Origin of the sequence: Nitrospira sp., from assembly GCA_030653545.1 — a bacterium.
Classification (GTDB): Bacteria; Nitrospirota; Nitrospiria; order Nitrospirales; family Nitrospiraceae; genus Nitrospira_D.
Genome location: JAURZE010000002.1, coordinates 1 through 11671, shown reverse-complemented (window position 1 = coordinate 11671; position 11671 = coordinate 1). Strand labels below are relative to the sequence as shown.

Sequence of the window (11671 nt, the reverse complement as noted above, 5' to 3'; positions counted from 1 at the left end):
GACGCCTACATGACCCACCGCAATACCCAGCCCACCCCCTTTGTGTGGACCAAATCCGCGCAGGAAATCTTAGCGAAAGTGAATCGGGCCAAGAGCGCTCTGGATAAGACAAGAACAGCATGAATCACTACACTAGAACAGGCAATAGGTCTTTGAACGTTCTTTCTCAACTGCTTATTGCTTCCCTGATAGCACGGCCATCTTCCAAGACGACATCCCTGAATCTCCGTATTGCAGATTCAGACTTCTGACTGTTACGAATCAGCGACTCCATCTTGGACCCAACGAGGGCAGACTGGAGCGAATCGAGAGCAGGCTCGGTTTGGTACTGAGATGACAGCATGATCGCCTGTCGCGCATTGATCACATGAGTAAGAAGATAGGCTGGCGTTAATGAGGAATGGCTAGGAGAAATACGGGTGTGGTAATACCGATTAGCTAAAACAAAATCAATATTTGTTCGAACACGAAACCCTTCCCCTTCCTCCTCTGCAACAAACTCAAGTTCTTCTCGAGGATACTCGGGAACACAATGGGCAAGGAATAGTCCTACTGCCTTCCTTAGATACTCCCGATCCCCAATGTCTTCTCTTGTCGAAGGGATGAACTCATCAAAGTGAGATATTGTTTCCGTTGAAGCCAGGAATCTTCTGGCTAACCTTCTTCCTCTACCCTCTTTCCCTATGACTTTTTCAAAGATCTTTGGAACCTCGTTTTGGGCTTCCCCACCGACTAATGACGCCGTTACAGGGAAATGAAGTTCATTAGTTGAACCACTATTCTTCGTCTGCACTGCGCACATCTCATGTTCATACAGTACTCGAAGATTTCCCCGCTCCACCAGTTCAACGAGAGATTCAGGTCCGCATGCTCGGAGCAGCTGTTCAATTACACCCCTATTTGCCGCGACATATACTGTGCCGTAGAAAACAAGACTCTCTGCAAGAAACCCTGGATCGATCTGGCTCCCCCAAACAGTATTAGTTCGCGGCGTCAAACAAAGTCTTTCGAACATGGGTCTCCCCTTGGGACTTCGCGGACACATAGAGGGCTGAAAAACTAGATCCGCGCGATAGCACCAAAGCTACCGGTGGTGATCAAAACGTGTCAATGAAGCCTAAAAAGGCAGAGACCTACTTCACACGGCCTGCTCAGAACGGTCTTCCAACAAGGCCGCAGCCAGCGAGAGCCCGAGGCGCACGGTTCTAGGTACGTTGAGGGATTGAGCGAAGCGAGAACGAAGCCCGGTGAAAGGCGCGTCTCGACGCGCCGGGATGGGCGGGTGAGAAGAGGCCGTTTTCAGCGGCCTGTCTTCGCCGACTTGCCCACACTCAGATACTGATTGATCCCCGCGGCCATTTTACGGCCTTCGGCGATCGCCCAGACGATGAGGGAGGCGCCGCGCTTGGTGTCGCCGCCGGCAAAGACGCCGTCGAGGTTGGTCATGAATCCTTCGTCCACCGACACCGCCCCGCGCTGATCGTACTTCACACCGAGACTGTCGAGCAGGCCGTTCTTCACCGGACCAGTGAAGCCCATGGCGAGCAACACGAGATCCGCATCCATGTCGAAATCGCTGTTGGGAATGGGCACAAACTTTCCTGCTTCAAACTTCACTTTGTTCGCATGCAGCTTCGTCACCTGGCCGTTGTGACCTGTGAACTTGGTCGTCGAGATACTCCACTGCCGGTCGCAGCCTTCTTCGTGCGCATGCGACGTGCGCAGCTGCATCGGCCAGAGGGGCCAGGGGGTCGAACTCGACCGGGACGGAGGCGGCTCCGGAAGCAATTCGAACTGATGCACTTCCGCGCAGCCTTGGCGATGGGCGGTGCCGACGCAATCGGACCCGGTATCGCCGCCGCCGATGACGATGACCCGCTTGCCTTTGGCAATGATGGGCTCGTCGGTGATGGGAATGCCCGCCGTCCGCTTGTTCTGCTGGGTGAGATATTCCATCGCGAGGTGCACGCCCTTCAGCTCGCGGCCGGGAATCGGCAACTCGCGGGCCTGCTCCGCGCCCATGGTCAATCCCACGGCATCGAACTGCTTGCGCAGCTGCTCGCCGGTGATATCTTTTCCGATGGCCACGCCGGTCTTGAATTCGACGCCTTCGGCCTTCATCTGCTCCAGCCGCCGGTCGATGACCCACTTTTCCATTTTAAAGTCGGGGATACCGTAGCGCAGCAAGCCGCCGATGCGGTCGGATTTTTCGAACAGGGTGACGCTATGGCCGGCGCGCGCGAGTTGCTGCGCGGCGGCTAAGCCGGATGGACCGGAGCCCACAATGGCCACAGTCTTGCCCGTCTTCACGACCGGCAACACCGGCTCGACATAGCCTTCGTTGAAACCCCGGTCGATGATGTTCCACTCCAGCACGCGGATGGAGACCGGATCCTCATTGATCCCAAGGACGCAGGCGCCTTCACAGGGAGCCGGGCAAAGACGCCCGGTGAACTCGGGGAAATTATTCGTGGTGTGCAGCGCCTTGAGCGCGTCTTTCCAGCGGCCGCGATAGACGAGGTCGTTCCACTCGGGGATCAGGTTGACGACGGGGCAGCCGGTCGTGCCCTGGCAAAACGGCACTCCGCAATCCATGCAACGCGCGCCCTGGACCTTGAGCTTGTCCTCGGTGATGGGCTCGTACATTTCCTTCCAATCGAGCACGCGCAGCTCGATCGGTTTCCGCTTGGGGCCCTCGCGGGCATATTTCATGAAACCCTTTGGATCGCCCATTCCCGTAGTCCTTTTATTTGCTCGCCGCCGCTTTTTTCTTCCGCTCTTCCAACACGCGCTTGTAATCCACCGGCATGACCTTCGCGAACTTCGGCAGGATCGCGTCCCAGGAATCCAGGATGCGCTTCGCGTTCCGGCTGCCGGTGCACACAAAGTGCGACGTAATCATCTCATGCAACAGTTTCTTGTCTTCGGCCGTGCCGACTTTTTCCAGCTCGACCATGCCGGTATTGCAGCGCGCCGAGAACTTGCCCAACTCATCCAGCACAAACGCCACGCCGCCCGACATGCCGGCTGCGAAATTCCGTCCGGTGCGACCGAGCACGACGATAACGCCACCGGTCATGTATTCGCACCCGTGATCGCCGGTGCCTTCCACGACGGCCCGCACACCGCTGTTCCGCACGGCAAACCGTTCGCCCGCCATGCCGTAGAAATAGGCTTCACCCTGCGTCGCGCCGTAGAGCGAGGTGTTACCGACGAGAATCGTTTCCTCGGGCGTATAGATCGCGTTCTTCGGCGGGAAGACAATGATCTTGCCGCCTGAGAGCCCCTTGCCGATATAGTCGTTCGACTCGCCCTCCAGCGTCAGCGTGATGCCGCGCGAAAGGAACGCGCCGAAGGATTGTCCGGCGGAGCCGCTGAACTTGATGGAGATGGTATCGGGCGGCAGTCCCTCCAGCCCGTACTTTTTCGCAATGCGACTCGACAACATCGTGCCGACTGTCCGGTTCACGTTGCGAATCGGCAGATCCAAGGTCACTTTCTCGCCTTTGTCCAGCGCCGGTTTGCAAAGCTCGATCAACTTGTTGTCCAGCACATCGGCCAGCCCGTGATCCTGCTTCTGCACGCAATGGCGCGGCACATCCGCGGCCACATCCGGCGCCTTCAGCAACGGTGTCAGGTCGAGCCCTTTGGCCTTCCAATGGTCGATGGCCTTTTGCACTTTGAGCTTGTCGACGCGGCCGACCATTTCATTGATCGTCCGGAATCCCAGCTTCGCCATGATCTGCCGGAGTTCTTCGGCGATAAAGAAAAAGAAGTTGACGATATGTTCGGGCTGCCCGTTGAACTTCTTGCGGAGTTCCGGGTCCTGCGTCGCAATACCGACCGGACAGGTATTGAGATGACACTTCCGCATCATGATGCAGCCTTCGATGATCAACGGCGCCGTGGCGAACCCGTACTCTTCCGCTCCTAGCAACGTGGCAATGGCCACATCCCGGCCGGTCTTCATCTGCCCGTCGGTCTCCACGCGAATCCGCCCGCGCAGGTCGTTCAGCACCAGGGTCTGATGCGTTTCCGCCAGTCCGAGTTCCCAGGGCCCGCCGGCATACTTGATCGACGAGAGCGGCGACGCGCCGGTTCCGCCGGAATCGCCGCTGATGAGCACCTTGTCGGCATGCGCCTTGGCTACACCCGCCGCCACCGTGCCGACACCGACTTCCGAGACCAGCTTCACCGACACGGCCGCGTCGGGATTGGCATTCTTGAGGTCGAAAATCAGCTGCGCCAGATCTTCGATGGAATAAATGTCGTGGTGCGGCGGCGGCGATATCAGCTGCACGCCCGGCGTGGCGTAGCGGAACTTGGCGATGTTCTCATCGACCTTGTGGCCCGGCAACTGCCCGCCTTCGCCCGGCTTCGCGCCTTGCGCCATCTTGATCTGCAGCTCTTTCGCATTCACCAGATAGTGGCTGGTGACGCCGAATCGCGCCGACGCGACTTGCTTAATGTAGCTGTTCTTCGAATCGCCGTTGGGCAGCGGCTTGAATCGTTCCGGATCCTCGCCGCCTTCGCCGGTATTGCTCTTGGCGCCGAGGCGATTCATGGCGATGGCCAGCGTCTCGTGGGCTTCCTTGCTGATCGAGCCGAACGACATGGCGCCGGTCGTGAAGCGCTTCACGATCTCCTTGGCCGGTTCCACTTCATCGATCGAAATCGGCTCCGGCAGGAACTTGAAGTCGAGCAATCCACGCAAGTTCGAACGCCGCTTACTCTCGTCGTTCACGAGTTGCGAAAACTCGGCGAACGTCTTGGGATCGTTGTTCCGCGTCGCGTGCTGCAGCTTGTAGATCGTGTCCGGATTCCAGTTGTGATGCTCCCCCTGAATCCGATAGTGAATCTCGCCGCCGAAATCCAATTGCCTGATCGGCGCCGGCTCATAGGCCAGCCGATGCCGCCGCAGCGTTTCTTCGCCGATGTCACGAATGCTGATGCCTTCGATCCGTGACGGAGTTCCCGTGAAGTAGCGGCTGATGAGTTCATGGTTCAGGCCGATGGCTTCGAAAATCTGTGCGCCGCAGTAGGACTGCACCGTGGAGATCCCCATCTTCGAGAAGACTTTCAACAGCCCCTTATTGATGGCCTTGATGAACTTGCCTTCGGCGGTCTGCGCATCGAGTCCTTCCGGCAAATACCCGTCGCGCTCCATGTCCACGAGCGATTCGAAAACGAGATACGGATTTACCGTCCCGGCGCCGTATCCGATGAGGCAGGCAAAGTGATGCACGTCGCGCGGCTCGCCGCTTTCGACGGTCAGCCCAACTTCGGTTCTGGTGCACTCGCGCACGAGGTGATGGTGGACGGCGGCCACACCGAGCACGCTCGGGATCGGCGCCCACTCTTCGTTCACACCCCGGTCGCTGAGGATCAGGAACTTGTAGCCTTCTTTAATGGCCTGCGAGGCCTGGCGGCAGAGATCATCCACCGCCGCGCCCAATCCCTCCGGTCCCTCGGCGACCCGGAAGAGCATCTTCAAGGTCTTGCTCTTGAAATGGGGATCGGCGATCTCGCGGATCTTCTGCAGATCGGCATTCGTCAGAATCGGCTGTTTCACGCGGATGCGCCGGCAGGACTCCGGATTCTCATCCATCAGGTTCGGCTTGGGTCCGATGCTGGTCGTGAGCGACATGACCAGCTCCTCGCGGATCGGATCGATCGGCGGGTTCGTCACCTGCGCAAACAGTTGCTTGAAATATTTGAACAGCAGCTGCGGCCGGTCCGACAAGACCGCCAAAGGCGTGTCCGTCCCCATCGAGGAGATCGCTTCCTCACCGTTCACCACCATCGGCGTGAGGACCATCTTCAACTCTTCGACCGTATAACCGAACGCCTGCTGCCGCTGACGCGTCGTGGGATGGTCGGGCTGGGGGACATTCAACGGCTCGGGCAATTCATCCAACGAAATCCGATGCTGCGTCACCCACGAACGATAGGGTTTCCGGCTGACGATCTCGGCCTTCACTTCCTCGTCGTCGATAAAGCGCCCCTGGACCGTATCGATCAGGAACATGCGGCCCGGCATGAGCCGGCCCTTCTGCCGGATCTTGTGCGTCTCCATCGGCAGCACCCCGGCTTCCGACGCGAGCACCACGACGCCATCGGTGGTCACGAGATAGCGGCAGGGACGCAGGCCGTTCCGGTCCAGCGTGGCGCCTATCAGCTTGCCGTCCGTAAAGCAGACCGCCGCGGGACCGTCCCAGGGCTCCTGCATCGCGGCGTGATATTCGTAGAACCCGCGGCGATCAAGATCCATCTGCGGATTGGCCACCCAGGGCTCGGGAATGAGCATCATCATCACGTGCGGCAGCGAGCGTCCGCCCATGGTCAGAAACTCAATGGCATTGTCCAGACAAGCCGAGTCGCTCTGTTGCTCGGACACGATCGGATAGAGCTTTTCGAGGTCCTCGCCGAACAGATCGGAATTGAGCCGCCCCTGGCGGGCACGCATCCAATTCACATTGCCCTTGAGCGTATTGATCTCACCGTTGTGGCACATGTAGCGGTAGGGATGGGCCAGCGGCCAGGTCGGGAAGGTATTGGTGCTGAACCGCGAGTGAACCAGCGCCAGCGCGCTCGTCAGGCTCGCATCCTTGAGGTCCTGATAGTAGGCCGACATCTGATGCGGCAGCAGGAGCCCCTTGTAGACGATCGTGTTCGCGGACAAACTGGGGATATAGAAATACTCGCGCCCCTGGATGGCCGACTGGCCCACGGCGTTCTCAACCCGCTTCCGAACCACATAGAGCTTCCGCTCAAACTGGGCCTCATTGAGCACATCGCGGGCGATGAAGATCTGCCGCATGAACGGCTCGGTACTGCGCGCTACCGGCCCGATGGCATCGCTCTTCACCGGCACATCGCGCCAACCCAGCAGCCGTAAGCCTTCTTCGGCAATCACCTTCGCGAATAACTGCTCGCACTGCTGGCGGCGATCGGCCTGAGGAGGCAGAAACACCATGCCCACGCCGTACTCGCCGGCATTCGGCAAGGCCACGCCGACGTCACCGGCCGCGCGCTTCAAAAACTCATGCGGGACCTGGAGAAGAATACCCGCACCGTCGCCGGTGCAGGGATCGCAACCCTGCGCGCCGCGGTGGGTCAGATTCTCCAGAATCTGCAGCCCTTGCTGGACGATCGCGTGAGACTTTTGGCCTTGAATGTTGACCACAAAGCCCACCCCGCACGAATCTTTTTCGTGTTCAGGGTCATAGAGGCCTTGCTTCGGTGGAAGCCCGGGTATCGGCATCATGGCAATCTCGTGTCGCTTAGGAAGAAGGTGATGACTTCGCGGTCAGCGGCCACTCATAACATGCAGAGGCAAGCACGCGATATCGTGTCGTTTTATGGGCAGTCTCTCGCTTGTTCTTTTCTGCACCGCACCTTACTGGATGGGCTCCCGCGCTGTCAAGATTGTGCAGGCCGATCCGGCCCTGTTTGCTTGACTTTGTTTACTCCACTGCCCTACCATCCGCGGCATGTCGAACGGCCCCGGTACCTCGACCATTAACAGCATGGCAGACGTCTGGGAGGCGTATCGCGCCGAACTCGACGGCGTCGAACATCAGGTTCGCCAGAACCTCGACTCCAGCGTCACCCTCGTCAATACCGTCGCCGCCCACATCCTCAACAGCGGGGGCAAACGCGTCCGTCCGCTTCTTCTTTTGCTATCAGCCCGTCTCTGCGGCTATACCGGTCGCGAGCATTATCAGCTCGGCAGCCTGATTGAATTTATTCATACGGCCACGCTGCTGCATGACGACGTGGTGGACGAAGCCGACATCCGCCGGGGCCGCCGCACCGCCAGAAAAGTCTGGGGCAACCAAATCAGCATCCTTGTCGGCGACTACCTCTATTCAAAAGCCATGGCGCAGATCGTGGAGTTTCGCAGCCACGGCATGAATGAGGTCCTCGCCGAAGCCTGCACCAAAATGGCGGAGGGGGAAGTCCTTCAGCTCTATTACAACGGCAATCCCTCAATGCCGGAGTCCGATTACATCAAGATCGTCGAACACAAGACCGCGGGCCTGATCGCCGCCGCCTGCCGCATGGGCGCCATCCTTGCCGAGGCCTCAGAAGAAAAGCAGTCCGCGCTCTTCCGCTTCGGCCAGTATCTGGGCATCGCCTTCCAGGTCGCCGACGACACGCTCGATTACAATGCCGACGGCGAACGATTAGGGAAGACCCTCGGCCAAGACTTGCGACAGGGCAAAGCGACGCTGCCCCTGCTCCATCTGCTCGACCATTGCAGCGAACCGGACCGCACCATGATCAAGGACCGGATGGAAACCCGCACTCTGAGCCGTGAAGATCTTGAGCGGATCCTGGGCTTGATGCAGGATGCCGGATCGCTGGCCTACGCGATGGAACGGGCGAAAACCTATATCGCCGCCGCGCAACACGAACTTGAAGCCTTTGAGGACTCGTCGGCACGCCGGGCTCTGGCCGTCGCCGCTGACTACATGATTACCCGCGATCGGTAACCGTTCCTCCCGCTCCCTCTTTTCCCCACCATGGTGTCGGCGAGAAGACGGGCACAAAGCCGGACGCCGGGTGGATGCCTTTTCGGTCTCACACGTTCACGCCGACCACTTTTCACAGGAGCACGAAACCATCATGGCCCAGATCCTTCCCTTTCGCGGTGCGCGCTACGATGCCACCATTGCCGGTGCGGCACGCGATGTCGCCGCGCCTCCCTATGACATCATCGACACAGCCGGCCAGAAAGCCCTCTACGACCGGAACCCGCACAATGTCATTCGCCTGGAACTGGGCATGGACCAGCCCGGCGACGGACCGACCAACAATCGTTATACCCGGGCCGGCGCCACGCTCTCGCAGTGGATGCAATCGGGCGCGCTGAAACGGGACCCACAACCGACGATTTACTACCACACCATTGAATATGTTCCGCCGGGAGCCGATCCGAAGGGCCCGAGGAAAACGCTGCGAGGCTTCATTGCCACGTTCAAGCTGGAAGAGTTCGGCACCGGAGCAATCTATCCGCACGAGAACACCCGCGCCGCCGCCAAGACCGATCGCCTGAATCTGATGGAAGCCTGCCGCGCGAATTTCAGTCCGATCTGGTCGCTCTATTCCGATCCCCAGGACACCATCCTGTCGGCCTTGGCCCAGGCGGCAAAATCGACTGCGCCCTGCGTGGAATTCCGCGACGATGTCGGGTTCGAGCAACGCCTCTGGGCCATCTCCGACCCGGCCATCACCCAGAAAGTCGTGACGACCATGGCCAGCAAGCCCATCTTCATCGCCGACGGCCACCATCGGTACGAAACGGCGTTGAATTATCAAAAGCTGCGCCGCCAGCAGGCCGGCCAAACGGGGAATCTCCAGGGCCTGCAGCCCTACGACACGGTCCTCATGCTCCTCACGCCGATCGAAGATCCGGGACTGACCGTACTGCCCACGCACCGCGTGACAACAACGCCGTTGCCGTCGTTCGATCAGGTGAAGGCGCTGTTCGCCGACACCTTCGATCTGAAGGAATATCCGTATACCAGCCAGACCAAAGCCACGGTTCGCACAGAGTTCATCGACGCGATGCGGACACAAGGGCGGACGACGCCGATGTTCGGGTTAGCGATCAAAGGCCGCGAGGCCTACCTGACCCTGGCACTCAAGGCCGCGCATCGTCCGCCGGCCAGCGCCTCTCCCCGGACCAAGCTGGATGTCTCGCTCCTGCAACAGCTGGTCGTCGCCAAGCTCTGTCCGACGCAACAGGAACAGGAAGCCATTCTCTATACGAAAGACGACCACGAAGCCCTGGATTGGGCGGCAAACGGCACCGGCACCGGGGCGTTGCTCTTGAACGCCACCAAAGTGAGCGAGGTCAAGGACGTGGCCACCGCGGGCGAGCGGATGCCGCACAAGTCCACCTACTTCTTCCCGAAACCGCTGACCGGACTGGTCATGAACGTGATGGAGTAAATTCAGTGATGAGGGATGTGTGATCTGTGATGAGTGGGAGTGGCGGCCGGGAATGATTGCATCCGAAGCCAACCCGTCACTCGTCACCCATCACCGTTCACGTGAGTTATGAAGGCTAAGATCCTCATTGTCGACGACGACGCGGACATCGTCACAGTGCTAGAGGACCGGCTGCAAGCCTCGGGCTACACGACGGTCATCGCCCGGGACGGACAACAGGCCCTGGACCAGATCGAGCAGGAATCCCCCAACCTGATCCTGCTCGATCTCGACCTGCCGAAACTGACCGGCATTCAAGTCCTCAAGCGGCTCTCTCAGATCAAACACGTCGAAGACCTGCCCGTCATCGTCATGACTGCGCACGGATCGGTGAACGCCGCCGTCGAGGCCATGAAAGAAGGAGCCTACGACTTTCTCACCAAGCCGCTCGACAAAGACCACCTCCTCATCGTCATCCGCAAAGCCCTTGAGCGCGACTCGCTCAAGCGGCAAGTCGCCTACCTGCGCTCGGAAGTCGACGGCCGCTATGCCAACATCATCGGCGCCAGCCCGACCGTCCGCACGGTCGTCGAAGCCGCGCAACGGGCCGCACGCTCCGACGCCAGCGTTCTACTGCTCGGGGAAAGCGGCACCGGCAAGGAACTCTTCGCCCGCTCCATCCATCAATGGAGCCATCGGCACGCCATGCCGCTGGTAGTGATCAACTGCGTCGCCTTGACAGAGACTCTGCTGGAAAATGAACTCTTCGGCCACGAGCGCGGGGCCTTTACCGGCGCCGACCGGCTGCAGAAGGGCAAGCTGGAAATGGCGGACGGTGGGACGGTCTTTCTCGATGAAATCGGAGACATGCCGCTGCCGCTCCAGGCAAAACTCTTACGCGTCTTGCAGGACCGCGAATTTCAGCGCGTGGGCGGCACCCGAACGGTCTCCGTCAATATCCGGATCATCGCCGCGACCAATAAGGACCTGCGACAAGCGGTCAAGACCGGGCAGTTCCGCGAGGATCTCTACTTCCGCCTCAACGTCATCACCCTCACCCTGCCGCCGTTGAGGGAACGCCGCGGGGACATACCCGCGCTGGCGCAATTCTTCCTCGAACGGCATGCCCGGGAAGCCAAACGCCCGGGGGCGACGCTCAGTTCCTCCTCGATAGAGGCCCTCACCCGGTATCCCTGGCCGGGGAATATTCGTGAATTGGACAATGTCATTGCCCGGGCAGTCGTACTCAGCCCGACCGATACGATTGAACCGGACATGATCGCGTTGCTTCCTGAAGATGCCCGTCTCTGTAGGGAGGAAGGACCGGAGCTTTCGTACCTCGATCTGCCCTATCACGAGTCGATGGACGCGCACAGCCGCCACATCATTACGCGAGCGATTGAAAAGGCCGAGGGGAGTCAGACGCGCGCAGCCGAACATCTGCACTTGCAGCGCACCTATCTGGCGCGGCTGATTAAGCAGCAACGTGACCGGCAGGAAGGACGAGGGGAGAGCGGTGGAGAGCTACAGGGAAACTAGCGGGCTGCGAGAAAGCGACATTACAGCCGGCGCAATCAGCGCCTGACGATGCTAGGGAAGGTCTGATTAATTCCCGTTTACGCCGCGCCATCGGTTTCTGAGGGCGTTAGCACGGGTACTCAGCTGGAAATTCGCTGGGCCGGGAGCGTTTCCCGTGGGGGGCGCCCGCCGTCGGGCCGCCCAGAACCCCGTT

General features: G+C 59.8%; 6 protein-coding genes. 3 read left to right on the top strand and 3 right to left on the bottom strand.

Translation table 11 applies throughout. From position 1 onward, the window contains the following. Positions 1–166: 166 nt before the first annotated feature. The 3 genes from Q7U39_00035 to gltB form a co-directional block, all read right to left on the bottom strand. Complete coding sequence (locus tag Q7U39_00035; GenBank protein MDO9116315.1) at positions 167–1015, bottom strand: hypothetical protein; 849 nt, start codon at positions 1013–1015, stop codon at positions 167–169. A gap of 284 nt (positions 1016–1299) precedes the next feature. Continuing rightward, complete coding sequence (locus tag Q7U39_00030; protein MDO9116314.1) at positions 1300–2733, bottom strand: glutamate synthase subunit beta; 1434 nt, start codon at positions 2731–2733, stop codon at positions 1300–1302. A gap of 13 nt (positions 2734–2746) precedes the next feature. Continuing rightward, a complete protein-coding gene (gene gltB, locus Q7U39_00025; GenBank protein MDO9116313.1) occupies positions 2747–7267 on the bottom strand; it encodes a glutamate synthase large subunit in 4521 nt (1506 codons plus the stop codon). Positions 7268–7529: 262 nt separating this feature from the next. Here gltB and Q7U39_00020 point away from each other — a divergent pair, with 262 nt between their 5' ends. From Q7U39_00020 to Q7U39_00010, 3 genes are all read left to right on the top strand, one after another. Next, positions 7530–8498 carry a polyprenyl synthetase family protein gene (locus Q7U39_00020; GenBank protein ID MDO9116312.1) on the top strand — a complete coding sequence of 323 codons (969 nt, stop codon included), beginning with the start codon at positions 7530–7532 and terminating at the stop codon, positions 8496–8498. A 133-nt stretch (positions 8499–8631) separates the two neighbouring features. Then, positions 8632–9960 carry a DUF1015 domain-containing protein gene (locus tag Q7U39_00015; protein ID MDO9116311.1) on the top strand — a complete coding sequence of 443 codons (1329 nt, stop codon included), beginning with the start codon at positions 8632–8634 and terminating at the stop codon, positions 9958–9960. A 108-nt stretch (positions 9961–10068) separates the two neighbouring features. Beyond that, positions 10069–11478, top strand: a complete 1410-nt coding sequence (locus tag Q7U39_00010; GenBank protein ID MDO9116310.1) for a sigma-54 dependent transcriptional regulator — start codon at positions 10069–10071, stop codon at positions 11476–11478. Positions 11479–11671 lie beyond the last annotated feature (193 nt).